General features: G+C 53.1%; 21 protein-coding genes and 4 riboswitches. Of the genes, 3 read left to right on the top strand and 18 right to left on the bottom strand.

Annotated elements, in window-relative coordinates; genetic code table 11:
- Positions 1–8: 8 nt before the first annotated feature.
- Positions 9–192: riboswitch (cobalamin riboswitch) on the bottom strand.
- An 18-nt stretch (positions 193–210) separates the two neighbouring features.
- From ACZ481_RS04035 to ACZ481_RS03955, 17 genes are all read right to left on the bottom strand, one after another.
- On the bottom strand, positions 211–945 hold the full coding sequence (locus ACZ481_RS04035) for an ABC transporter permease (protein WP_464768890.1): 735 nt from the start codon (positions 943–945) through the stop codon (positions 211–213).
- Complete coding sequence (locus ACZ481_RS04030; RefSeq protein ID WP_464768889.1) at positions 945–1,712, bottom strand: ABC transporter ATP-binding protein; 768 nt, start codon at positions 1,710–1,712, stop codon at positions 945–947. The genes ACZ481_RS04035 and ACZ481_RS04030 overlap by 1 nt, the downstream gene beginning before the upstream one ends.
- A 32-nt stretch (positions 1,713–1,744) precedes the next feature.
- Entirely contained in the window at positions 1,745–2,401 is a 657-nt protein-coding gene (locus ACZ481_RS04025) for an IS630 family transposase (protein WP_464770559.1), read from the bottom strand.
- Between the two features lie 14 nt (positions 2,402–2,415).
- On the bottom strand, positions 2,416–2,874 hold the full coding sequence (locus tag ACZ481_RS04020) for a helix-turn-helix domain-containing protein (protein WP_464765965.1): 459 nt from the start codon (positions 2,872–2,874) through the stop codon (positions 2,416–2,418).
- Between the two features lie 237 nt (positions 2,875–3,111).
- Complete coding sequence (locus ACZ481_RS04015; protein WP_464768888.1) at positions 3,112–3,831, bottom strand: energy transducer TonB; 720 nt, start codon at positions 3,829–3,831, stop codon at positions 3,112–3,114.
- Entirely contained in the window at positions 3,831–4,241 is a 411-nt protein-coding gene (locus ACZ481_RS04010) for an ExbD/TolR family protein (protein ID WP_464768887.1), read from the bottom strand. Before ACZ481_RS04010 ends, ACZ481_RS04015 begins: the two co-directional genes overlap by 1 nt.
- Positions 4,228–4,863 (bottom strand): MotA/TolQ/ExbB proton channel family protein, encoded by a 636-nt coding sequence (locus ACZ481_RS04005; RefSeq protein WP_464768886.1) that lies wholly within the window; start codon positions 4,861–4,863, stop codon positions 4,228–4,230. The genes ACZ481_RS04010 and ACZ481_RS04005 overlap by 14 nt, the downstream gene beginning before the upstream one ends.
- Positions 4,864–4,900: 37 nt before the next feature.
- Entirely contained in the window at positions 4,901–6,772 is a 1,872-nt protein-coding gene (locus ACZ481_RS04000) for a VWA domain-containing protein (RefSeq protein ID WP_464768885.1), read from the bottom strand.
- A gap of 19 nt (positions 6,773–6,791) precedes the next feature.
- Positions 6,792–7,820, bottom strand: coding sequence for an ATP-binding protein (locus ACZ481_RS03995; RefSeq protein ID WP_464768884.1), 1,029 nt, complete (start codon positions 7,818–7,820; stop codon positions 6,792–6,794).
- 19 nt (positions 7,821–7,839) lie between these two features.
- On the bottom strand, positions 7,840–8,955 hold the full coding sequence (locus ACZ481_RS03990) for an adenosylcobinamide amidohydrolase (protein WP_464768883.1): 1,116 nt from the start codon (positions 8,953–8,955) through the stop codon (positions 7,840–7,842).
- A 78-nt stretch (positions 8,956–9,033) separates the two neighbouring features.
- Positions 9,034–9,810, bottom strand: coding sequence for a carbon-nitrogen hydrolase family protein (locus tag ACZ481_RS03985; protein ID WP_464768882.1), 777 nt, complete (start codon positions 9,808–9,810; stop codon positions 9,034–9,036).
- A complete protein-coding gene (locus ACZ481_RS03980; RefSeq protein WP_464768881.1) occupies positions 9,779–10,849 on the bottom strand; it encodes a radical SAM protein in 1,071 nt (356 codons plus the stop codon). The genes ACZ481_RS03985 and ACZ481_RS03980 overlap by 32 nt, the downstream gene beginning before the upstream one ends.
- Positions 10,850–10,864: 15 nt before the next feature.
- The gene (gene cobN / locus ACZ481_RS03975) at positions 10,865–14,581 is read right to left on the bottom strand and encodes a cobaltochelatase subunit CobN (protein ID WP_464768880.1); all 3,717 of its coding nucleotides are present in this window, start codon (positions 14,579–14,581) and stop codon (positions 10,865–10,867) included.
- A gap of 46 nt (positions 14,582–14,627) precedes the next feature.
- Positions 14,628–15,596, bottom strand: coding sequence for an ABC transporter substrate-binding protein (locus ACZ481_RS03970; protein ID WP_464768879.1), 969 nt, complete (start codon positions 15,594–15,596; stop codon positions 14,628–14,630).
- Positions 15,593–16,567 (bottom strand): sugar phosphate isomerase/epimerase family protein, encoded by a 975-nt coding sequence (locus tag ACZ481_RS03965; RefSeq protein ID WP_464768878.1) that lies wholly within the window; start codon positions 16,565–16,567, stop codon positions 15,593–15,595. The genes ACZ481_RS03970 and ACZ481_RS03965 overlap by 4 nt, the downstream gene beginning before the upstream one ends.
- Before the next feature lie 503 nt (positions 16,568–17,070).
- A riboswitch (cobalamin riboswitch) is annotated at positions 17,071–17,251 on the bottom strand.
- A 217-nt stretch (positions 17,252–17,468) separates the two neighbouring features.
- Complete coding sequence (locus tag ACZ481_RS03960) at positions 17,469–18,401, bottom strand: sirohydrochlorin cobaltochelatase (RefSeq protein WP_464768877.1); 933 nt, start codon at positions 18,399–18,401, stop codon at positions 17,469–17,471.
- 347 nt (positions 18,402–18,748) lie between these two features.
- Positions 18,749–18,927, bottom strand: a riboswitch (cobalamin riboswitch).
- Positions 18,928–19,076: 149 nt separating this feature from the next.
- Complete coding sequence (locus ACZ481_RS03955; protein WP_464768876.1) at positions 19,077–21,035, bottom strand: diguanylate cyclase domain-containing protein; 1,959 nt, start codon at positions 21,033–21,035, stop codon at positions 19,077–19,079.
- 306 nt (positions 21,036–21,341) lie between these two features.
- Positions 21,342–21,524, bottom strand: a riboswitch (cobalamin riboswitch).
- Positions 21,525–21,869: 345 nt separating this feature from the next.
- Here ACZ481_RS03955 and ACZ481_RS03950 point away from each other — a divergent pair.
- On the top strand, positions 21,870–22,727 hold the full coding sequence (locus ACZ481_RS03950) for a class I SAM-dependent methyltransferase (protein WP_464768875.1): 858 nt from the start codon (positions 21,870–21,872) through the stop codon (positions 22,725–22,727).
- 101 nt (positions 22,728–22,828) lie between these two features.
- On the opposite strand, the gene ACZ481_RS03945 is transcribed toward ACZ481_RS03950, so the two are convergent.
- On the bottom strand, positions 22,829–23,251 hold the full coding sequence (locus ACZ481_RS03945) for a DUF3842 family protein (RefSeq protein ID WP_464768874.1): 423 nt from the start codon (positions 23,249–23,251) through the stop codon (positions 22,829–22,831).
- A gap of 463 nt (positions 23,252–23,714) precedes the next feature.
- Here ACZ481_RS03945 and ACZ481_RS03940 point away from each other — a divergent pair, with 463 nt between their 5' ends.
- Positions 23,715–24,323: an FmdE family protein gene (locus ACZ481_RS03940; protein WP_464768873.1), complete on the top strand. Its 609-nt coding sequence runs from the start codon at positions 23,715–23,717 to the stop codon at positions 24,321–24,323.
- Complete coding sequence (locus ACZ481_RS03935) at positions 24,317–25,153, top strand: SAM-dependent methyltransferase (protein WP_464768872.1); 837 nt, start codon at positions 24,317–24,319, stop codon at positions 25,151–25,153. Before ACZ481_RS03940 ends, ACZ481_RS03935 begins: the two co-directional genes overlap by 7 nt.
- Positions 25,154–25,401 lie beyond the last annotated feature (248 nt).

Genomic DNA, 25,401 nt, shown 5'->3' with positions numbered 1-25,401 from the left:
GTGAGTAAACCGGTGACGTCAGACAGGCAGTGCTTCTGGCTTTGGCTCATCGCTCCCCCAGACCTTCCCAAAACGCCCGCGTTTCAGTGGTCTATCCTGGCTTCGCTCCCCATTACAGTGGCGGGACCGCGCCGGTATTGCACCGGACTTCCCTATTAAGCCCCAAAGGGCACCTGTCTCCTTAATATGTAATTGGTTAACATTCCCGCATTACTCGCTGTACCGCTGGTACAGCCATATATTGCCCATAAAAAAGCAGCTGGTCAGCGCCAGTAAGGCGGCCATAGCGATCCCGGCGGCGGCATCCCAGTATACAGTCCGCAGCAGGGTATTGAGAATGCCCAGCGGTGATAATTGGGCCAGCACCGTCAGCCAGGCCGGCAGATTCTGCATGGGAAAAAAAGAACCGCTAAAAAAAATCATCGGCGTAATAAAAAAATTATTCAGCAGCGCAACATCATCAGGCATCTTAACCAGCATGCCGGCCAGCATGCCCATGCCGGCAAAGCAGCAGGCGCCGAGGATACTGCCAAGAATAGCAATGCCGCTAAGACTGTTCACATCGAAACTTATCCAGGCAATCGCAAATACCAGCCCGCCAAACAATACGCCCCTTACAGCGCCGGCCAGGATAATACCCAAAACAACCTCAAACGGGCTGACCGGGCTGAGCACGAAACTCTGGAAATTTTTAAAATGCAAACGGCCGACACTGACGGAGGACGAGGTCTGCTGAAAGGCATTGGACATAATGGTTACCCCGACAATCCCACTGGCCAGAAACGGGACGTAGCCGCCGTCCACATTCAGCCGTCCCCCCAGCCCGAGGCCGAACGAAAACAGATAAATAAACGGAAACAAAATCGAGGAAAAGACATAGCCCATCCGGCCGATGCGTTTCCAGAGCACAATCATTTCCCGGTTAAATACCGCATACCATCCCATCAGCCCTTCCCCTCCCGCGCCAGTTTGATAAAGGCGGTTTCCAGCGCCGTGGCCGTACCGTCACACTGGCCGAACCGGGTTTTGATTCCCTGCGGCGTATCAAGCAGCGCCAGCCGGCCGGCTTTAAGCATCGCCACCCGGTGGCACAGCTGCTCCGCCTCCTCCATATAGTGAGTTGTTATGACTATGGTTTTGCCGGCAGCGGCCAGCCGGCGCACAATATCCCATAACTCGCGGCGCACATCAGGGTCCAGCCCGACTGTTGGCTCATCCAATAGCAATAAGCGGGGCTCCGGCAGGAGGGCACGGGCAATCAGGGCCCGCCGGGCCAGGCCGCCGGATAAATGGCCAATCCGTTTGGTACGGTATTCCCCCAGAGAAAACTCTGCCAGGGCCGCTTCCACCCGCTGCGCAATCCTGTCTACACCAAACAGGCGCGCATAAATTCGTAGGACTTCCTCCACAGTCAGGTCCCGTTCCATATTATTGTCCTGGGGCACCAAACCCACCAGCCGCTTAAGCACCGCCGAGCGGTTGCCGGCAGCGGCGCCAAAGATTTCGACCCGGCCCCGGTCGGGGCGCGTCAAACCGGCAATTATTTTCATCAGCGTACTTTTGCCGGCGCCATTAGGCCCCAGCAACCCGAATATCTCAGCCTCACGGACACTCAGGGACACATCATCAAGCACGACATGGCTTTCATATTCTTTGCTCAGGTTGATTAGCCGCACACTGCACCCGGTGTGCTTGCGATTGAATGCTGTCATATCCACCATCTCTTACTAGTACATTGACACAATTAGAATTTAGGATACAACCATTTCAGTTTATCTCTCGCATTATCCGTTGTAAAGTGCCATGAAACATTCTTTGCAGAAGCGTTGCGCCGGCTTTGCCAAGCTCCGATTTGTAGCTGCAATTGCCCCATATCAGAAATTCTCCGATTCAAGCACTGTTTTGTCATGGCACTAAGTTCTATTTCTGCAATATTGAGCCAGCTTCCATGCTTTGGAGTGTAATGTATTTCAAGCCGCTTGGCCAGCTTTAACGCAACCTCTGGCGGGAAGGTTTCATAAAGAGAAGAAAGCGAGTGGGTATTTAGGTTATCCATGACCAAACGAATACGTTTTGCCTGAGGATAATGAACTTCCAAAAGTTCTTGAATTTGCAATGCCCAATCTTTTTTTGTCCGGCGTTGGGTTGCCTGAACCTGTCGCCATCCCCCCAGCGGTTCGGTGAATATGAATAGGCAGCAGGTGCCCTCTCGCGTATATTCATAATCTTCTTTGTGGGCTTTTCCAGGACTCATGGAAAGCGGTTTGCGTTTTTCTCCCAACAGCTGATACGGTTGTTCATCCATGCAAATCAACGGAATTTCCTCATCGTAGGGCAAGGCATATACCTCTAAAATATCTTCCATGCGCGCAACAAACTCACCGTTGTACTGGGGTGGAATGCACCACTGCTTTTTCAGGTGAGGCTTAAGTTCAGTTTTTTTAACGTCCGTCTCACGGTTTCCCGGCTGGCTGTAGGGACTATGGAAAGCTCAATAATCTTTTCTGTCAGCAAGCGGACTGTCCAGCGTGAATAGCCTTTCGGTGGTTCTCCGCAGGCAAGCGCTATGATCCGTGCTTCTTTTTCGCCCGTCACTATGGCGGCCCTTGGGGGAGTTTGCGACTTCTTATACTGGAGGGCATATTCTATGCCATGTTGGCAATAATCCCGAACCGTGTGGTACACCGTTACATCACTCACCCCGCATCGCGCAGCTATTTCCGCTTGGGTAGCGGGCTTACCTACGCTTTCATCTAACAGCAGCAGTACATTGGCTCGTTTCTTATATCCTGCTGCTGTCTTTTTACTATTTAGTATTTCGTTGACTAATTTTTTCTCTTTTTCGCTTAACCGTACAACATATTTCTTGTTCATTTCTATACCTCTATCTTTTTTCTCTCTAAGGTATAGTTTAATGCTAATATCTAATTGTGTCTATATACTAGTGACTTGGCCATGTTATATTTTAGTTTTAGGGCGAGACAAAATGGCAAAGGGCAAGGAAGCACCGACGACGCATACTGGAAGGGGTCTGCTAGGAGGGGCTGACGCCGCCATTGGCCATTTTGGCCGTCATCAAACGAAAAAGATAATGTGGTCAAGACACTAGGATTAATTTAACTGAAATACGATCGGCAATTCCGTAACGCAGGGAATTGTCTTGCCGGTGCCGCGGACTTTGGCCGGAACGAAGCGCCAGCCCTGGACAGAAGCGGCGGCCGCCTTATCCAGCAGCTCATAGCCGCTTGACTGCTTAATGCTGACTGCGCCGGCCCGCCCGTTCTCCCTGATTTCAACCCGCAAAACCACGGTTCCCTGCTGCCCCCTCTGCCTGGCGCTTTCCGGATAGGGCGGTTTGCGGCTGGCTAAAACGTTAGGGGGAATAATGCCTTTGTCGGTGCCGCTTCCCCCGCCCCCGGTTCCGCTGCCGGCAGCCCCGGTCCCGGTGCCGGTGCCACCCGTCGCTGCCGACGCACCGCTGCCGGCGGCGGCAGTATCGGCAGCCACAACAGCCATATTGCTGACTGCTACTGCCGGTTCAGGAATAACTTCGTCAGGCACAACCGCCTCAGGCTGCACCTGACGGATAACCGGCTTGGGAACAGGCTCGGCAACCGGCTCGCTGGCTTGTACCGGCGCAGCGGCCGGAGCTGCCGCCATTGGTGCCCCTTCAGGCTCGCTGGCTAGTTCCAGTTCAATTATTGTCTCGGGAACTGCCACCGGCAGGAGTGCCCTGAACCCCAGCCAGCCGACCCCCAGCAGGACGATACCGTGAAAAACCAGGGATATAACTATCGCCTTGCGCCAGCGCAACCCTGTCGCCCATTCCATTATTTATCCTTCCTTTCTGTTGCAATCGCTACCCGGTGGGCCCCGGCCAGTTTCATTTCATCAAGTACCGCCACGACTTTCCCGTATTCCGCCTGTTTATCAGACCGCAATACAAAAACCACGTCGTTTTGTTTGCCCAATTCTATCTGGACACGCCTTTTCACCAGGTCCAGCGGTATTTCCTCCTGCTCAAACAAAATCCGCCCCTCTCTGGTGACCGCGACGGCCACACTATGGGGTCTGTCGGACTGGGCCGAGGCGGCCTGAGGCAAATTTACCGCAATCGTCTGCTGATCAACCATGTACAGAGTGCTCATAATGAAAAACACCAGCAGAAAGAAGATGATATCAATCAGGGGAATAATCATCAGTTTAGGCTGGCGGTCCTGCCGCAGGCTACGCAGTTTCATGGCATCTCTCCCGCTTCATTTGCCCCAGCAATAAGACACAGACACGCTCGATATCTGTAATCAAGCCCTCCAGGCGGTGATTAAAATAGCTGTAGATAATCATCGCCAGCGTAGCTACACACAGGCCGGAAGCCGTAGCAATCAGCGCTTCCCCCACGCCGCCGGTAATTGCCTGCGGCTGACCGGCTTTGATATTCATCACGCTGAAGGAGCTAATCATGCCAATTACCGTTCCTAACAGGCCCAGCAAGGGGGCAATTGTCACCACCGTATCCAAATGACTTAAATTTGTCCGTAAACGGGCCACCGCTAAGGCCGCTTCCCCCTCCAGCACACTCTCGATATTGGCGCAGCCGCGCAGTAAATAATGAATGCCTTTGCCGGCAACGGCAGCAGCAATACCATCGGTTTCACGGCACAGCTCATAAGCGGTCGCCCAGTCGCCCCGTTCCAATAATGGCGTAAGCCGGGCCGTAAACCCTTCCATATCGGTGTTCATTTTTCTGTAATAGAGGAAGCGTTCGGCCCCAATGGCCGCTACCAGCAAGGAACAGGCCAGAATCAGATACATAACCGGTCCGCCTTTATAAAACACCGTAAAGCTCTCTGTAACAAACTCCATGACTATTCCTCCGTTTTTCCGGCCATGCCGGTTATACTTAAGATAAATTCCTCACAATATGCATAATATTTTTATCGGAAAGCTCACCCAGGCTATAATAACTGGCACCCATTGCCCGGGCAACAGTCCTCGCCAGTCCTAACCTGACAAAATCGTTTTCGGTATCAATAACCACACTATGAACGCCGGTCCCTTTAATCTTTGCGGCCACCGCCAGCGCCTCGTCCACGCCGTTGCCGCCGTCGGCCGCGGTATTGGCCCGCCCATCGGTAACAAGTACCAGCACCGGCTGCATATCCTGCTCTTTCTTCCGGCGCGCGGCCAGTACCGCCAGGGCGGCAGCCAGTCCTGCCGCCAGTGGGGTTTTCCCCCCTGTGGGCAAGTGCCGCAAACATTTTTGGGCCAAATCCACACTGCGGGTGACCGGCAGCAACACCTCCGCCGTCTGGCGCCGGAACGCAATTAATCCGACCTGATCGCGCTGCTGGTACGCGTCCTGCAGCAGCGCGCACACCGCACCTTTCACGGCCCGCATACGCTCACGCGCCCCCATGGAGCCGCTGGCATCAACAACAAATAAAAAAGTATTGCCAATCCGCTTTTCCCGGATCTTTTGCCGCAGGTCTTCCCGTTCAATCGCAATACAGCAATTCCCTTTATCCCGGAATCGCTGGTGCGGAGCTGCCGCCCGCAAGGTGGCGTCAAAAGCCAGGTCGGTCACCACACCACAGGGTATCCCGGCCCGTACGTACCGCCCCTGCTTCGTAGCGGTGCGCGTCAGGCTGCGCTTCCCATTACCGCGCCGTTCCTGCCGGTCCTGCGGCAAGGATAACTCCATCCGGACAAAGGGGAACTGGCTATCAATGTCAGCCACCTTATCCTGGTCATAACCTTCACCGGGCGGCTGCTCCGCGGCGGAGGAATCAGGCTGCGCCTCCGGCTGCTGCGTCTCCGGCTGTTCACAGGACGGCGGCTGATCTTGCGGCTGCTCCTGCGGCTGATTCTGATTTTGCTCCCCTGCCGCTTGTTCCGGGGGTGGCGGTGGCGGCGGTTGCTGTTCCTGGCGCATACGCTGCGGCAAAACATAGCAGGCTGCCGCCTCCATATCAGCAGGCAGCAGATAATCCCGGCCAGCCAAAGCCGCAAGCGCGCGAGCCCCCTCCAGCAAAAACAGCTCGGCCCGATGCCCGGCAGAATGAGCTTTGGCGCACATCTGGGCAGCCAATAACACCATCGTCTCCGGTATAACGATTGCCGGCAGCAGCTGCCTGGCGGCCGCCACCTGGTGCCTGATCGCCGCAGTTGCTGCTGCATACTGCAGCCGGAATCCTGCCGGGTCCCGGTCATAGGCCAGAATTCGCCGCACAATCTCAGCCCGCGCCTCGGCCTCCCGCTCCCGGTCAACAGCAGCATACAAACCAAAACGGTCGATAATTGGCGGTGGCAGGACCCCTTCCTCCGGGTTCATTGTGCCAATCAGGCTGCACACCGTCTCCTGACGGCAGGAAATCCCCTCCCGTTCAACCAAATGCACACCGGTCAGCGCCGCTTCCTGCAGGGCACTGACAAACTCGCGGCGCAGCAAGTTAATTTCATCAATATACAAAATATGATGATGAGCCCTGGCCAGAATACCCGGTAAAAACCGGCGCTCACCGCACCCCACCGCCTGCTGCAGGTCCAGTCCGCCAAATACCATATCCTCAGTGGCATTTAGCGGTAATTCTATGATTTGCACCTTGCCGGTAACCTCTGCCAAAGACCGCACCAGGGTTGACTTGGCCGTACCTTTTTCCCCGGCCACCAGTACACCGCCGGCTTTCGGGTTGACGGCGGCAATTAAGAGGGCCTGCTTGACAGACTCCTGGCCAACTATCGCTGCCAATGGAAATATCATCCGTTGTATCATCTTTTTTCCCTCCAGCCGTTTACAGCCCGACAAACACGGCCTCGACTTTGTCCCAGTCCAGTGTCCCGTCCTCAAAGGGGCGCCGCCGCATCCGGTGCGGCAAAACCAGTTTGGCAGCCCGCCGGACATCGTCGGGTTCCACCTTGTCGCGCCCCTCAAAGGCCGCTAGCGTCATGGCCGCCTTAATCACGGTAATATCAGCCCGGTGTCCGTCCACATCCAGGGCAATGGCCACATTCGCCACTAACAGCAGCAGCCTGTCGTCAATAACTACCTGCGGCAGCAAGCGCCGGGCGTGAAGAATACGCTCTGCCAGTTTTTCCTGCTCGGCTAGATACATTTGAGCAAAGACGCCGGTGTCCTGCTCATAGGCTAAACGGCGTTTGATCACTTCCACCCGCCATTCCGGCTGGTTTTCCCCCACCACTTCAATGGATAAACCAAAACGGTCCAGCAGTTGCGGCCGGATATCCCCTTCTTCCGGGTTCATAGTACCGACCAGGACAAACCGGGCCGGGTGAGAGTAAGAAACTCCTTCCCGCTCCACTGTGTTTACCCCCATAGCGGCCGCGTCCAGCAGCACATCAACGACATGATCATCCAGCAGGTTGATTTCATCCACATACAGGATATTGCGGTTGGCCTGGGCCAAAATGCCCGGGTCAAATTTTTTCTCACCCTGCTTAATGGCATGCTCGATGTCAAGAGTCCCCACAACCCGGTCCTCGGTGGCACTGACCGGCAGTTCAACGACCCGCATTTTAACGGAATGAACCGGCAGCTCTTTCCCGGCCCCGGTTTTGTCCCGGCAAGCATCGCATAACCGGTTTTCATCACCCGGATCACAGTGGAAAGGACAGTTTGTAACAGCCTCCATCGCCGGCAGCAAATCGGCGATGGCCCGGACTGCCGTTGATTTGGCAGTGCCTTTTTCGCCCTTGATCAGGACCCCGCCCAACAGCGGATTAATTACATTCAGGATAAGTGCCAGCTTCATATCATTTTGACCGACAATTGCTGTGAAGGGATATACGGCGGTATGCTTCAAGGTCTGTTCACTCCTATTATTAATTATCACCGCTGCCAGCAGTGCAGGCAGTCTTTATTTTCGTTTTGACAATCGCCAGTACCAGAGCCTGCCAGGCTTGCAGGCAAGCCTCCAGGCCGGCGGCTGTTATAACCGGCGCGGCTATACCAAACCGGGCGGCGGCGGCGGCCAGCAGTTCATTACCGGCCTCGCGCACCTCCTCATTGGCAAGCAGCTCCCATTGGAGCTGATCCAAAAGGTGGAGGTACAGCGTGGTATAGGTTACCAGACGGCTGTCACCGTCGATCTCATACAACTGACTCAGAAACTTAGGCTTTATTACCTGCCCGCCCTCGGCAACATATACCTGCCACATCGATTCTTCTTTAATGCCAAACCGCTTAAGCCGCCGCAGCAGGCTATGCTGGTACCGGGGCGAAAGACCGGTCTGCTTGCATAGTGCCTCCTTGACAGCCGGCAGCACGGTCCGGCCAATCAGTTCGCCGAGTTTCGAGTGTTTGCCGGCGCTTTCCAGATACAGCGGCGAAGCCGGATTGGCCACCACAATCGTCTGGTCTGTGCCGGAACCGGTTGCCAGCCCGTTGGAGTAGTTGCTGCCGGCCATGAGCTCCTGCAGGGCTGCTGTCTTGGCTTCAGTACAGGTTACCATGGCCCGGTTCAGCATCCCTGGCGGTAAATCGGCGTCAATGACCAGAATGATATTAATCGTCCCCGGTTTTTCCAGGGTATTTTTATCAAGCGGCTGGAAATAATCGGCCGGATCACCAACGCGGCCGCCGTTAACCTCGACCCCGCCGGTTACAATCGCTGTTACCGTCAGGGTTTGATGAGTCAGGGTATGAATCGCCACATTCTGCATCGAAGCGGCAGTTCCCATGCCGGCTGTTGTCGCCGGATCAAGCCCGATCTCCTCCGTAATAATCCGCATATGCTCCTGGTAGGTTGGCCCGCGCATAATGCTGGACATCCCGGCCCCCGGATTACAGTCATTATTGAATACTGCCGTCAGGTCCTCGCGGTAGCCGCCGTTGACAATGGCGGTACTCGCCACCTTCCGGGGCTGTTCGAAGGGTATGACAATACTTTTATAATACCGGTAGACATGATCGCCGGTAGACAGGGTACAAAGTTTCACAGCCTGGTCCCTCCAATGTATTCTAAACCTCATATTCTCGCCTCTGTTTCAGGTATCTCCTGACCTTAGCTTTTGCTCCTATAAAGGCAGCACGGTAAATTCACCGGCCAGGGCGCGCTGTTGGTTAAAATCCCAGTCGAATAACAGCGCCGCCGGGTCGGGACCGCTATAGGTCAGCTGCATCTCCCCCCTGGCTATTATCGTACTTTGGGCCTGGGTAAAATCCAGCCGTTCCTGTTTGCCGGTCTGGTTGCAGACCCAAAGGGAACAGCCGCTGACGGCCGATGCTTTTTTCCAGGCATTTTCCGGCGGACCGCCGCAGCCGCCCGGCGGCCAGGCCGCCGGCACAATAATGATCCGGGCACCTTTATCGGCCATAACTACCGCATTCTCCTCATACCAGGTATCGGCACAAATCAGAATTCCCGCCGGAATTTCGCCGCAAACAACCGGCTCCAGCTGTTCGCCCCGGTTCGCCCAGCCCTCGGATACGCCGCTATGGGCGTGTTTTTTCCGGTGGCGGCCGATAATACTGCCATCAGGGCCAATCACCAGACAGCTGTTATAATAACGGCCGTTATGCTCATCCTGTTCGGCGCAGCCTAAAAATACCGTAACCTGATACGCCGCCGCCAGCTGCCTGATGGGTTTGATCGCCGGTGCCGGCTGCACCGGAATCACCACCGGTTTGATCTCCCGTTCGCAGGCAAAGAAATATCCCTGCACGGCGGTTTCAGGAGTAATAATCCACTGGGCCCCCTGTTCAGCCGCCAGCCGTACCGCTTGGCTCAGAATTTCAAGATTACGGCTTTCCGGACCGCCGCTAACATCTACATGCAGTAAAGCAACTCGCATTTTCTTTCCTCTCCTGTCCCTGAAGTTCCTGATACCATTCTATCGATACCTGTTTTAAGGCACACTCGGCATCATACCCCCGGTCGCCGCAGTCGGCCCCGTACCACCGGGCAAAACAGGCACCGCCGCACAAGACAAAGGAGGGACAGCGGAGACAAAAGGCCATTCCGGCCTGAATCAAGGCGGCAACCTGTTGCCGCCGGCCTTCTTCCATCCCGGTACTGACATGGCCGAGATAAAAATCAGGCTGGCCGGCCAGGGACGCGCAGGCGTACAACCGGCCGCTGGCATCCACAAAAGCGGCCTCCCCTTGCATGGCATGGCAGTGGGCAAACCCCTCTGTATGCCCCCTGGCCAGAAACTCGACCCGCTCAAGCTGCGAAAACAATAGGGGCTTGCCGGTCTCCCGGCTTAAGCGCCGGGCCAGCTGGAAAGCTTCCTTCACCCCCTGCCACACAGCCTCAGGCCGCGCCGGGGCAACCGCGCCTCCCCGTCCCTGGGTACGAAGCAGGTCAAAACCAATCCGCCGGACATTGCCCAGATAGCAGGCCATTTCCACAACCCCGGCCAGACTGCCGGCATTTTCATTGGTTACAACACAGGTAATTCCGGTCTCAACCCCTACTGCCGCCAGTTCAGCGGCCCCTTTCACTATTTGCCGGCAGGTGCCCCGACCGTCAGACAGGCAGCGCTGCCTGTCATTCATGTCCGGACGTCCATCCAGGCTGATACCAACGCCTACCTGCCCGGCTTTAAGGACAGCCGCCGTTTCCCGGGTCATAAGAGAGGCATTGGTCTGAACCTGCATGACGGCGGGCAGCCCTTTTTCCCGCACATGGCGGATGATCGCCTCCATGGCCGGAAAGTTCAGCAGCGGCTCACCACCACTGAACTGCAGAACAAAAGGCTGCCCGCCGGCTGCCGCCAGTTCGACAGCCGCGATACCCGTGGCAACTGTCATGGCCTCTGCCGGATGTTCATGGGCGTAACAATAGGTACAGGCAAAATTGCACTGTCCGGTCAAACCTAATATCAGCATTTTTAACATAGCAATCTACTTGTCACCCCGTTCCTCCAGTTCACCGTCAATCTCCAGATAAATTTGCCGCAGCTCCTGTTTTGTCTGTTCGTCAGCCTGCCATAAACCACGCTGCGCCGCTTCCAGCAATTTTTCCGCAATCCGCTGCAAAGCCCAGGGATTGACTGAATGCATCCACGCCCGCAGCTGCGGGTCAAGCGCATATTTCTGCGCCAGTCCCTGATACATCCAGTCCGCCATGACCGCACTGGTAGCATCCCATTCATAACAATGGGCCACAACCCCGGCCAGATCGGCAGCCCCTTTATAGCCATGCTGTTTCATACCCTCAATATATTTGGGATTCATAACCTCACCGCGGAACAGGCGCTTAAACTCCTCATCCAGGCTGCGCAGCTTCACCTGCTGCCGGTTGGAGCTGTCGCCGCAGTACGAGCGGGGCGCTTGCCCCTTCAGGCTGCGGACAGCCGCAATCATGCCGCCATGATAAGAATTAAAATCATCGGAATTAAGCATATGGACTTCCCGGTTATCTTCATTTTTGACTGTAACATCAAGCGAACCCAGCCGCCGGCTGAAAAGTTCCGGCACGAAAACGCCGCCGGCTTTAGCACCGTAAGCATGCGCGCCCCAGCGTACATACACCCTTGCCAGGTCATCGACAGTTTCCCAGTTCTTTTCCTCTAACAAATGACTGACACCGGCGCCATAACTGCCCGGCGGACAGCCAAACAGCCGGTAACAGGCCTGTTCCCAGGCTGTCTGGCTGTCAAGCCCCTGTTCACTGATCAGCCGGGCATCGGCCAATACATGCTTACGGACAAAATTCAGTTCGCTGCTTTCTTCCAGGCCGGCTACCAGAGTAACCGCCTTATCCATCCATTTAACCGCCATAGGCATGGAATCGCGGAATAACCCGCCGATCCGGGCCGTAACGTCAAGCCGCGGCCGCTTCAGCTCAGACAGGGGAATGACCTCCAGCCCGACAACCCGCCGGCTGCCGCGCTGCCAAACCGGCCGCACCCCCAGCAAATACAGGAATTCGGCAATACACTGGCCATGGCTGCGCATATTGGCCCCACTCCAAAAGACCATCCCAATATTCTCCGGATAACGGCCTTCCTCGGCAATAAAGCGCTCAATCACACTGTCTCCCAGCGTTTTGCCCAGTTCCCAGGCCGCAGCCGTAGGCAGGGTTCGCGGGTCGACGCCGAAGAAATTGCGCCCAGTCGGCAAAATATCAGCCATGCCGCTGGTGGGCGCCCCGGCCGGCCCCGGCTCGACGAAGCGATCGCCCAGGGCCGCCAGCAGGTTGGTAAGCTCCTGCTCTGTTTTATAAAGGTTAGGAATTAATACCGTGCAGATATACCGGGCTATCTGCCGCAGCCGGTCCTTGTCCGCCGGTCCCGCCCCGGCAGCCCAGGCAAGATTCGCTGCCGCCTCAGCCGCCGCAGGCGCAAAATTCTGCTCATACAGGCGGCAGACAACGTCCCGGCACTGCTGCCAGATCTCATCTGCCAGCACGCCGTAGGTTCTGCTGCCGTCTGGCAGCAGTTTGCCGCTGTGGGCAAGCAGCTCGTAATAGTCATAGCCGTGAACAGCAGCGACCGTTTCCGTTAAGGACGGGATGGCCCCGTTGCCCAGCCGGGTAAGAGCCAGCAGGTATTCCAGCAGTGAATCCCCCTGGGGCGGACAGCCCAGAACATGCAAGCCCACCCGGATCTGCATGTTCCTGAGATCGGTAAGATAGGCATGCAGGCGCTGGCTGTAATCGCCGAAAGCCTCCTCCGGCTGTTGACTGACTTCTGCTGCCAGATTGGCGGCAATAATCTTCTCCCGGATCTGGCTGGCAACCACTGCCGCATTGGCCGGCTGGTTCTGCTGAAAGTGGCAATATTCATCAAGCAGCTTCTCCAGCTCGGCCAGCTCATCATAAGCGCCGGCCTGACTCACCGGCGGCGTCAGGTGGCCAATCAGACAGGCGGCGCCGCGCCGTTTCGCCTGGACACCTTCCCCGACGATAGTAATGAGGAAAGGATATATATTCGGCAAGTCGCCGATGGCCAGATCGGGATAACAGGTCCGCGCGAGCCCGGCCGCTTTGCCGGGCAGCCACTCCAGGGTGCCATGGGTGCCGACATGAACAACCGCATCGGCCTGCCAGATATCCCGCAGCCAGTGGTAATACGCCAAGTAGTGATGAGTAGGCGCACAGTCGGGCGAATGATACAGCTTGCCCGGGTCCTCACTGAAGCCGCGCGGCGGCTGGACGGTAATAAAAATATTACCGTTAAGCAGGCCCGGGACCAGGAGCTGCCCCTGATAATGAAAAACATCGCCCGGAGCCTCGCCCCAATCATGTGTCAGCTGCGCCTGGGTCCCGGGCTCTAAGCCCTGAAACCAGTCCCGGTATTGACCGGCGGTTACCTTTCCCGCCGCACCGGCAATCTGCCTTTCCGTCAGCAAGCGCCGGTCATTGGTGGCCACCGCCAGCAGGTCCTCCATAAGCGCCCTGCTGTCGGCGGGAATATGATCGACTTTATAGCCCTGCTCTGCCAGCCGCGCCAGCAGCAGCCGGATGCTGGCAGGTGAATCCAGGCCCTGGGCACTGCCGATACTGGCATTGGTGGCCGGGTAATTATGGAAAATAATAGCGATTTTTTTCTCTCCGTTATGCTTGCGGCGCAGGCTGGCCCACTTGCCGGCTTTACGCACAATCTGACTGATGCGCTCCGGAATAATTTCAAATCTGGTTGTTCCGTCAGCAGCCGGTATTTTACCAGCTAGCGGCACAGCATGGATAACACCGTCAAATTCCGGCAGGGCGATACTGCAGGAGACCTCCATCGGTGTCAGGCCCTCACTGCTCTGGTCCCACTCGGCCGGGGAGCGCAGCAGGGCATAGGCCTGCAAAACCGGCACCCCCAGCTGTTGTAAAAAATCCGGCTCCACCGGCCGGCCTACGGTTAACGAAAATTTAAACGTATTAATCAGCACATCAATACTGGGTATCCCGGCGTCATAAAAATATTTTTTAACGGCGTCATCAATCCCCTGGGCGCCAAACTCAGCGTTGCGCGCCCAGTGGCTGAACGCGGCAATTACATTCATGCCCCGGGCCTCAATCTCATCAATAAGCGCTGTCGGATAGGCCAGATCCGCCCAGATCCATTCATCCCGCGGAAATAACAGGCCAATCGTCGGGCGGCCAGCCTGGCAATGCTGCTGCCGGTATTCGTCAATATCCGTATATATGCCGGCGGCCCGGGGATGGAAAATGCCGTTCCATACCAGTGGCTGCGGCTGCTGAAACTCACAGTTATTCCGGCCATAGCGGCTGCTCAGGTACAGGCAGAAATTACAATAGTTATCAAGGCCGCTATAAACCAAATACCGGCGCAATTGTTCCCGCTCCGCCGCCGTTACGCCGTAAAGAGTGTCCTCAGGCTGGGGTTCCGTCGCCAGCATGGTATGGGTTATCCCCTTTTGCCGCAGGAATTCACCGGCCTTTTGCAAAAAATGCGTATCCCGGCCCATCCCCATCCAGGAAAACAGCACAATGTCGCAGCCCCGGAAGCGCTGCTGCCAGTCCGGCTCCCATACCACACTTTCATTAAGAAAGACAATGTCAAGCTTACCGGTTGGCCGGCCTGCTTTTGTCAGCAGCCGTTTTGCCTGTACCAGCATGCTGTATTGGCGGTCAATGTTAGTAAAAAATATCATGTTTCCCATTTGTTTCCCCCACCGCTGCTTGCATTTTTCCCTTATCGGCACTACGTCAATTCTCAGGGAAATATTGAGGATAGGCATAACTGGCCAGGTCCTTCACACCCCAAACGATATACTGCGATGTACAAACCAAATACCGTTCAGGTATGGAGACAAGCTGCTGCCGGCGAATGGCCTGAACCGACTGCAGGGCCGGATCATTCCGGATATCGGCGGCAAATTGCGCCATATCGGTTTTGCCGGTGTAATCCCAGGTTGGCATTAACAGGATGTCAGGATTCACCTTGACCAGCTGTTCCTTGGACAATATCTCATTCTTCCCTAGACCGGCCAGGGCGGCCCCGTTTTTCACGCCGGCATACCGGCAGATATCGTCAAAAGTCGTGCCTGTACCGTCACTGCCGCCCATCAGGGAAAAACGGACCACCACCGGCCTTTGGCTGTCAGGTATCGACCTGACCCTGGCACCAACCTCAGCCAGGGTATTGTCCATATCGGCAACCAGCTTCGCGCCCGCCTCCGGTTCGCCGACCGCCCGGGCAATCGCCAAAATCACGCTTTTGATTTCTTCAATAGAATTAGGCCATGTATAAATATAGACGGGAAAACCTGCATCCCGGACTGTCTGCACAAACTCCACCGGCTGCCAGTCCGGCACAATCACGAGATCAGGCTGCAGGGCAATGACAGCTTCCGCGTTGGCCCTGATCTTCGCCGGTACGGCCTTAGCCTGTTCGGTAACATTGGATAAACCGCCGTCATCCGCCAAATAGGTCAGCGCGGCAATCCGTGTTGTCGGCACCAGGCCCAGCAGGATTTCATCCGTACTGATCGACAAGGATACAATCCGCTGGGGTTTGTGCGGCAGTTTCAGTACATTGCCCTTGCCGTCTGTTACCTCATAGCCGGCCGCCGGCGGCCCGGCCTGCTGTGCCTGCTGATTGGCGCAGCCTGCGGCTAAAAAAAGCAGCAGGCACAGCAACATTGCAGCCGGTTTGATCATCTGAAAATATCTCATATGCTTGACCTCATCCTATTTATTGCCTGTTGTTGGCATGTAATCTTTTCTATCCACTCGCTCATTGAATTCTTCATAAACTCATGCACCAGGTAATCAGGCTGAACATAATCAATAATTCGCCCTGCCTCAGGCACACTAAACGGCAAATGCTCATCAATCTTAAGGACATGATGCATAAGGGCCGTCATGGAATAGTTCTCCTGACGCTGCAGGCTGCTTTGGCTGCTCCTGATGTATTCGCCCGATAAGGAGTGATGTAAATGAATCCCCTTAATATACTGGCTATAGCTGCCCAGCCCGGATATTGTTCTGAGGATGTAGTCGATCCCCTCCGTTTGCGTCCGCAAGGCCGGATTCGTATTCATCAGATGGCCCGTATCCAGCATGATGCCGACATTGCGGTGAGCTACGTTATCCAGCAGATACGCTGTCAGTTCCTTGCTCTGCAAGGTTAACCCCGGCCACCACAGATTTTCGAATAAGAGGGTCATGTCTGCCGGCAGCGAGCTATGGAGAGCATTAATAACCTCTACGGTTGCTTCAATTACCTCCCGGTCGGTGGCATGAAAATTCCAGTTGAACAACTCAGAGATGCGGGCATGGCTGACATGAAACACAACATATTTAGCGCCCGCCTGCCGGGCGGCGGCAATGTTCTCCCGGTAGACATTCAGCCATTCTTCCTGGGTTACGCCGCCGTAGCAGTCCCTAATATCCGCCTCACTCGCAAACTGTTGCAATAATGCCCGCTGATCGCCACGCCAAAAATCAAGCCACCAGGGCCAGAACCGAAGATGAACGCCGTGAATCCATTCCTTTTTATGGACAGTTTCATCCAGGGGCCCGCAAAACATCATCTCAATGCCATCTAAATGGTGAAAATGCAAAAATCTCCGCAAACATTCCCCATTATTGCTGATAAGCTCATTATCAGTCGTATAGTTTGATAAATTTACAAGCTGTAGCATATGTACATCCTTTACTGTGCCAGAAGAAGAAAGATGCCGCCTGCGAAAGGTTGGCATCTGCCTCTAAAGCTTTTATTTTTTAGCTACTCGATGGCGTAAGCCGGTAAGCCTATAACTTAGACTCAGCCCTTACCCGCTGCTAAGGGCAGCCGCACACTTTTGCTCTGCGCTCTGTTTAACGTCAAGGTTTCGTACGTTTTCGGGATGGAAGCATTACCACCAGGTTCACGGTCCGGTAACCGGCAACACCCCTTCACGGCCCGTAACCGCACTGACCGATTACGTTTGTCAACCGGCCAATTAGCCGGAACATATTGTGACACTTCGTTTCCCTCCTACTCCCCGCATGGCCAGGACCTACGGAAATATAGCTACAGTATGTCAATAAAAAACTCCTGGTATTTAATACCAGGAGTGAATTCAGCAGATCACTAACTTCTTGAGTATACCCGAGAAGATACGCGCTTAACTGTAATCCCCTCCCCATACCTCGTGGGTCTCTAACGGCGATTGTCAGCTAGGCAGTTCTCCTGGCTCCGGTTCATCGCTTGCTTAAACCTTCCCGGAAATTCTTTCCCAGTGGCATATCTTAAGCTTGCTCCCCGTTACAGTGGCGGGACCGCGCCGGTTTCTCACCGGTCTTCCCTATTAAGCCCGTCGGGCACCCAACTCAACAGTATTAAATTACATACAGGTGTAATTTAAGTTTATCGGACAGTTAGAAGCTTGTCAATAGTTTTGGCGGGATTTTGCATATATTCCAATAATACTTAATCTTCTCATTTTTTTGATTGCATTGCTAATACAAAATCTCACAGGAGTATTATTTTATACTTTTTTCAGGTTCTTCAAACAAAACACATCTCCGATAGTATCGGAGATGTGTCATTTTTACCTGTTTTTAATGTGCTTCAGCTTCAGGATTATTAAGTTCATCAATCGCGTCTTTTACATGCTGAACATAGATAGCCTGGATTTCTGCGTTTTCGCCCAAACCGTGGAGATAGGTGTCAACTTTAATGCCAGCGGCAAGAAGCTGACTTTTGTGCGAATCACTTTCGTCACCGGCCATGTCGTTGTTGGCATGGTCGCCAGCTACCAGCATCAGCGGCATCAGGGTCACTTTTTTAATTTTATTGGCTTTCAGCTTATCGATTGTTCCTTCCAGAGTCGGATACGCCTCTACCGTATAAACATATACATTTTTGTAGCCTGCATCCTGCAGTTTTTGCTGCAGAGCAGGATAGGTTGCCGTTGCCGGATGGAGTCCGCCGTGACCCAGCAGCAGAACAGCTTCATTCTTTTTCAGTTTCGGGTATTGGGTTTCCAATGCTTTGGCTACGGCCAGATAATCATCAGTGGTGTCTTCCTGTCCCATATAGTAAAGCAGCGGTCTGCCGATTGCAATCTTCTCAAAGGCCTTAGCCGCCTTGGCATGAGCCACCACGCCATTAATCAGCTCATATTCCTCACCAGCGGTAACTTGCATAGGTTGGACAATAACCTCAGTAAAACCTTCGGCTTTGAGGCGGTCAAGCGCCTGTTTCTCAGTATCAATCTGGATACCGTCCCGTTCGGCTAATCTTTTGATAATAATCCGGGAGCTAAATGCCCGGCGCACTTCATAATCAGGGAATTCAGCCCGTATTTTGTTTTCAACCGCTTCAATAGTTGTTTTCAACGTGTCGTGGTAGGTTGTACCAAAACTTACCACCAGAATGGCCTTCTTGCCTGCAGGGGCCGGTGCAGCCGCAGCCAGCGACGGGATCAGGCTGACACAGCCAAATACAGCCAGCATGCAAATCGTGGTAAACAAAGAAAAAATCTTTTTCATAAATAGAACAACTCCTTTAAATTTTTACAAAGCCAATGGCTGGAGAAAATCCTCCCCAATTCTGTTTATTGCCCCATAGGCAGCCTCCTCGCCGAAATAAAATTATTTATTATGAAAGTAGAACTGTAAAAAGGAAGGTCTGCAAGAGACCCGCGCCAATGCGCAATTCAAAAAGGAGCGTTGAGAAGAATGTCATTAAATTAAAACTCCCAACCGTTAAAGTTGGGAGTAATAAACAGTAGCTTTATAAAAAAACTCCTGGGTGTTAACCAGGAGCGAACTAAGCCAGCTACGCTATTGTTACAAGCGTCTACTGTAATCCCCTCCCCATGCCTCGTGGGTAACAAACGGCGATTGTCAAATAGGCAGTTCTCCTGACTCCGGATCATCACTCACTTAAACCTTCCCAAACAAAATGCTCAGTGGTATATCTTAAGCTTGTTCCCCGTTACAGTGGCGGGACCGCGCCGGCATCGAACCGGACTTCCCTATTAAGCCTTTAGGCACCTATTTCAAACCTATGAAGTTGTCCTCTGGAAATTAGCATAACATCTCAAGAAATGATTGTCAATCCTTAAAAAAGGATTGCCCTGAATTATCACTCTATTCTTAATTTATTGCTTCCCCACTGCGTCCTGCAATGTATCGGTCTGCCCGCCACGCCCAACGCAGCCCTCACTTAATATCAAGCGACTTATAATAAAGGCGCTTGCTTTCATACATGCGTTTATCGGCTTCCTGAACCAGGCAGTCCATACTGACTTCACTGCTCCCGGCGGCACCAATACTGATACTGAGGGTCAGGTCGGCATAAGGGTTAGCTGTAATGCCCGGTTTCCACCACTTGCTATTGCGGAGGATCCGCTTAATAATAATCTGTGCTTCCTGGATAGAAACCCCTGGCAGCAGGACAACAATCTCATCACCGCCATAACGGAATGCCCGGTCGTCGCTGCTGATACTGTTTTTCACAACCTGAGCCGCAGCCTTAATCAGCATATCACCGGCCACATGCCCGTAATTGTCATTGATAAGCTTCAGGCCGTTGATATCAATCATCAACAGCGTAACCGGCTGTCCTGCGGCCTGCCGGCACTGCTCTGCATAAAAACGGTCAAAGGAATGGCGGTTCAATAAGCCGGTCAAATTATCATACTCAGCCAGATATTGTACTTCCTCGAGCAGCCGGGCATTTCTGATCGCAATCGCAGTCTGGCCGGCCAAGGTCTCCAGCAGCTCCAGCCGTTCCTGCGAATCCTCGCCTGCAGTGTTTCTTTCAATATATAAGATCCCCAATAGATCACATCTGTAAATAAGTGGAACATAATATTTTTCCAGCCCATTCTTTTCATCAGCAGCCATGACGGTCCGCAAAGTATTATAAACCTGGCTGGCCGCTTCACGGTAATCCTGCCGGCAGGCAGCCGGTTCACTGCGGCGGTAGGCTTGCGTATGCACGGCGGGGATATTGTCGTTATTTTCGTTTAATAACTGAATTTCCGCCTTGTTAACAGCCATCGTCTGTTTTATAATCTGCAGGATACCTTCTATAACCTCGGCCATACTTAACGCTGAGGTGATAATCTGGGCTGCCTGATACAAAGCGGCCTGCCTTTCCCGGGCTGCCTGCAGGCTGCGAACCACTTTCTCCCGCTTAGTCACATCAATTGTGACCAGAACAGTGCCGATAAACCTGCCGCTGCCATCAGTCACTCGGGAATACCGGTTTTCTATAAACCGCCCGTTCCGGCCCATCAGGCGATACCATTCGTTCATTTTTCCAGACCGCAACTGTTCCAGCTTGTCTGCCAGCATGGCGCGCCGGTGTGGGGGATAACTGTCTAAAAAGTTTTTGCCTGTTAAAGTACCTGCAGGCAGCTGCCGCAGCTGCTCCGCATAAGCATTGCAGAATACCACTGTATTGTTTTTATTCAAACAAATAACGCCTAAATTTGCTATATTCTCCAGGTAAAGGCCTACACTGCCGGCAGATAAAAGCGGCGGCTGCTGTTCCTGGCCCGCTGCCTCGCCGGTACTCGTCCGGCTGGCAGCAAAGCTCTCCGGTTCTAATGTCGAAAAAGCATTTACCAGGACCCCGTCAAACTGACTGCCAGCCCCCCGCTCCAGTTCGTCCATAGCTTCGTCCCAGCTTCTTAGCTGCTGATAATTCTGGATTGTTGTCATAACGTCAACAGCTTCAGCAACATGAATGATTCTGGCCGCCAGGGGAATTTCCAGGGCCTTGAGCTTATGGGGATAGCCACTGCCATCATAACGCTCGTGATGATGCAGTACCCCGGCAGTAAGCGCCCGCAGTTCTTGGGACCGCAGCAGCATCTGGCTGCCATAGACCGGATGGCGCTCCATTTCGCTGCGGTCATAGGGATCATAAGTACCCTGTTTGTATAAGACCTTGATCGGCACGTTTATTTTACCAATATCATGCAGCAGAGCCGCTGCGCCGATGTTTACAATCTCAGTATCCTGACAGCCAACTGCCCGGGCCAGCATCACAGCATAACAGGCCACCCTTGCGGAATGATTAAATACAAAATTAAACTGATGGGACAGGATCGACAAATAAAAATTAAAATCCTCCCGTTGTCCCCACTCTTCATAAACGCACTGCAACATGCCTTTGTCCTGGGTGGTAAAGTCCATCTTCGTGCACACCGCCTTTATGGTTAGCTGTATTTATAAGGCCTACCTGATGTTTCCACTTCAGTACATTGATAAAACAGGCAGCACAGCTTTGAATAAGCTGGCGGCTTGTTATTTTTCCAAATAAAAAACTCCCGCTGCTTAAGCCGGGAGTAGTAAAAACAGTATGCCAAATTAAAGCTCCTGGTACACGTAGACCAGGAGCGAATTCAAGCGACGCCGCGAGCCTGTAACCCAGCGTCTACTGTAATCCCCTCCCCATACCTCGTGGGTAAAAAAACGGTGATTGTCAGCTAGGCAGTTCTCCTGGCTCCGGATCGTAGCTTGCTTAAACCTTCCCAAGACTGATATCCCAGTGGTATATCTTAAGCTTGCTCCCCGTTACAGTGGCGGGACCGCGCCGGTTTTTCACCGGACTTCCCTATTAAGCCCCGTTAGGGCACCCAACTCGCCGTATTTAATTAGTTAATTTTAGTATAAGCTTTCCCGTAAATTGTGTCAACAACTTAGTATATTGCCGTAATGGCTGCTAATTTATTCTTATTGCCGTACAGCAATGCTGTTGCTAATTGACAATTACTACAAAACAATTTATATTTAACTTAATGACTTGAATCATGAAGATTCAATTATTCCGGTATGAAACCCAAGGATAAACACCCTTGGACTTCATGCTTTTTTTACATTATCACAAAATTCAGCCATGTCGGTAATGCCTGGAACTGCCAAGGCTTTTGCGGGCATCCTCAAGAGATTTGCACCAACAGGTCTTTTTACAAATTTTACATAGCAGGAAGGATGACAACCATGTGCAACACCAAGTTTTGGACTGAGGCCTGGCAGGAAGCGCGTGAGAGTTCCCATCAGGCTCCAAGTTATGGCAATAAACAAGGCTGGCAGCAGTTTTGGAATGATTTTGCCGAGCAGCATGCCCTGCGCAACCGCCAAAGCCGGCCGATATATAACGCAATTATTGACGGCTTAGTTGACGACGGCGTGATAACCCCGGCCAGCACAGTGCTTGACATTGGCTGCGGGGCCGGTACTTTTACCTTGCCGCTGGCCGCCAGGGCCAAACAGGTAACCGGTCTGGATACAGCCGCGCAAATGCTGTCTGTCCTGCAGTCTGAGGCGAATCACGACAGAATTTCGGACCGGATTACCCCCCTCCAGGCCGACTGGCTGGACCTGCCGGCCGAACCCGCTTATGATGTGGTGTTTGCCGCCAATACCACCGCTATTAACGACTATGACAGCTTAATGAAAATGAATGAGCTGTCCCGGGGCACTTGCTGCCTGATCGGCTTTGCCGGTACATATCATATCAAAGTGCGGACACTGTTATGGGAGCACCTGATCGGCACTCCGCCGGAGCAGACGGCATTTGATATCCAGTACCCGTTTAATATCCTGTATCAGGACCGGTATCTGCCTAATATTAAATTCTACAGCTACCGCCAGCGCTACCGGGAGACACTGGCTTTCATGATCGAATACTATACCAGCTACTTCAAGCTGTTTGGTCTGGACGGGCCGGAAACATCAGTAAAGATCACTGAATTCCTGGCGAACCGGGCGGTTGAGGATTACTGCACCGAACTGATTAACTCCACCATCGGCGTACTGTGGTGGCGGGCTGACCGCAAAGCCACAATACTGGAATAACAGACTCACCTCACTCACTTGCAGGCAGTGGCACCATTGCAAACAACCCGGCACTCAGCCGGGTTGTTTTTTTACAGGAATAATACCTGCCGGTGACAAGGCTACCAGGTCTTGCCTTGCACAAGCTCGGTTACCCTAGCAATGGCTTCTTTGATAGACACCACCAGCGGCCGGCTTTCAAGGCCAACAATATCAAAATGGCTTTGATTTACAGGCACCAATACCTTATGCGCGTCACAAGAGGCGATTACTTCGGCAATCTTGGGGGTGATCTCCCCCATTAAGGAATTAGGAATTATAATACCAATCGGACCTACCACAATGTTCGCCTTGCGTATGGAAACAACCACGGCATTTTCACCGGTAGCCCCCCGCATCGCTCCGGCCCGTACCATATTATTGGTCGCCAGTGCATTGGTCCCCAGGGCAATAATATCTGCTTTTTGTCCCAGCTGTGATGTAAGCTGCGTCACCAGCTGCACACCAAGCCCCCCGCCCATACCATCGATAACTGCAATTACCATACAGACCCTACCACCTTCCACAAAAATGGACGATTGAATGTTTAATTCGGCAATAAATTGAAAATTCCTTTCGTTTTGACCGCGAGCCAATACTTGCTAAAAATAAATCAACCATCAAGACAACTGCGGCCAGCAGAGCCTTCATGGCTGTTATATAAAATCCCTAGTAAATATAAAGATTATAGCAATCCCAGATCCTGTCGCATTCTACGACAAAAGATAGTTTCAACTATCTTTAACACCTTGAATTGTACCAAAATTCACTAACCCTGTCAATTAATTATGCAAAATATCTGCAATATTTGTAAATTAAGAGCATTTAGTGTTTGACACTTTTATTTAAATAACTGATAATATAGGTAATTTGCACAAGTTCAAAATAAGGTCTGAAGCCTTAATTTAATCCGTAAATTCCAAGTAAAATCGACGCTGCATTGCAGACATTGCCTGGGAGGTAGATAAAATGACTGACCGACCTGCAGATTTTCAGAAGGCTATCGAATTCCACGGCCATTGCTGCCCGGGGCTTACCATTGGTTATCTTGCCGCCAAAGCTGCCCTTGCGCGGCTTAATGGAACCCGGGCCGCTGACGAAGAGCTTGTTGCCATTGTTGAGTCTGACGGCTGTGGTATTGACGCAGTACAAGTCCTGCTGGGCTGTACCATCGGCAAAGGCAATCTGATTTACAAAGATCATGGCAAGCAGGCCTATACGATTGGCAACCGTCAGACAGGCAAAGCCGTACGGGTTGCCGTGACCGGTGAGATCAGCCCATTATCCCCGGAACAGGACCGCCTTAAAAACGCCGTGTTCAGCGGCAAGGCCACAGCCGAGCAGGAGTCTGCCTGGCAAAAAATTCAGGAGGAACGGATCGCCCGGCTGCTGGCTACCCCTGTGGCAGACCTGTTTAAAATTACCGATGTCGAGCTTTCGCTGCCGCCGGAAGCCAAAATCTTTAACTCTGTCATCTGTGCGTATTGTGGTGAAAAAGTTATGGAAGCCCGGGCCCGCTTGCGCGATGGCAAAATTGCCTGTTTAGCCTGTACCGAAGAATACAGCCGGGGATGGTAAACGTGTATAATGCGCAGTTTTGGGACAAGGCCTGGCAGGACAGCAGTAAAAAAGCCGGGCGGCGGCGGCCTGACCCCAAGCTTTGGCAAGAATACTGGAGCTACTACTCCAGCCGCTATGCTGCTCATAACGAAGCAAACAAAGAGGTGCACCAGGGAATTATTGACGGCTTAGTTACCCAGGGCGCAATTAAGCCCGGCTACAGCCTGGTGGACATTGGCTGCGGCCCCGGCACCTACGCCTTGCCCCTGGCAGCTTATGGTGTCAAGGTGACAGGCCTGGACACCGCCAGTGGTATGCTTGAGGCACTGACCACGCAGGCAATCAGCAGCGGCGTGCAGGAAAATATCACGCCCTTGCTGGCCGACTGGCAGGATATTGCGCCCGAGCCGGCCTATGACATAGCCTTTGCGGCCAAAAGTCCGGCCATTAATAACTATGACAGTTTGATGAAGATGACGAAAGTGGCCCGCAGAGCCTGCTGCCTGATCGGCTTTGCCGGCAAGCATGACCTGGTTCTGCGCCGGCTATTATGGGAAAACCTCTTACAGGAACCGGCACCGGGACCATCGTTTGATATCATTTATCCGCTTAACATTCTGTATCAGGAAGGTTACCGCCCCAACCTGACCTTCACTACTTACGGGCAAACCAATCAGGAACCGCTTGCCTATCTCATTGACCATTACACAAAATATTTTGCCGTAATGGGTGTAACCGGCCCCGACACGGAAAGCACCATCCGTAAACTGTTAGCAAGCATCGCTGTTGACGGCTATTGTGCCGATACCGCAGAAACTACGGTGGGGATTATGTGGTGGCAGGTATAAAACTACTTTATGACAGATTCAGCCATATTATCAGTCATTAAACGTTCAACTATTTCCCGGGAAATGACACTAATCGACGGGGAACCATTATCCTATTACAAAAACATCCATAAGTATGAATTCAGGGAAATTGACCCGGTAAATCATCACCATTCATATCTTTTTTCACCTTGTGGCATAGCCTGTCGATAAATGCTGTTTATCGACAGGCTATACTTTTAACAGGCAGTAATACCACCGTCTACACT

Source organism: Sporomusa intestinalis (genome assembly GCF_055383785.1).
This window is presented reverse-complemented; position numbering and strand designations above follow the sequence as displayed.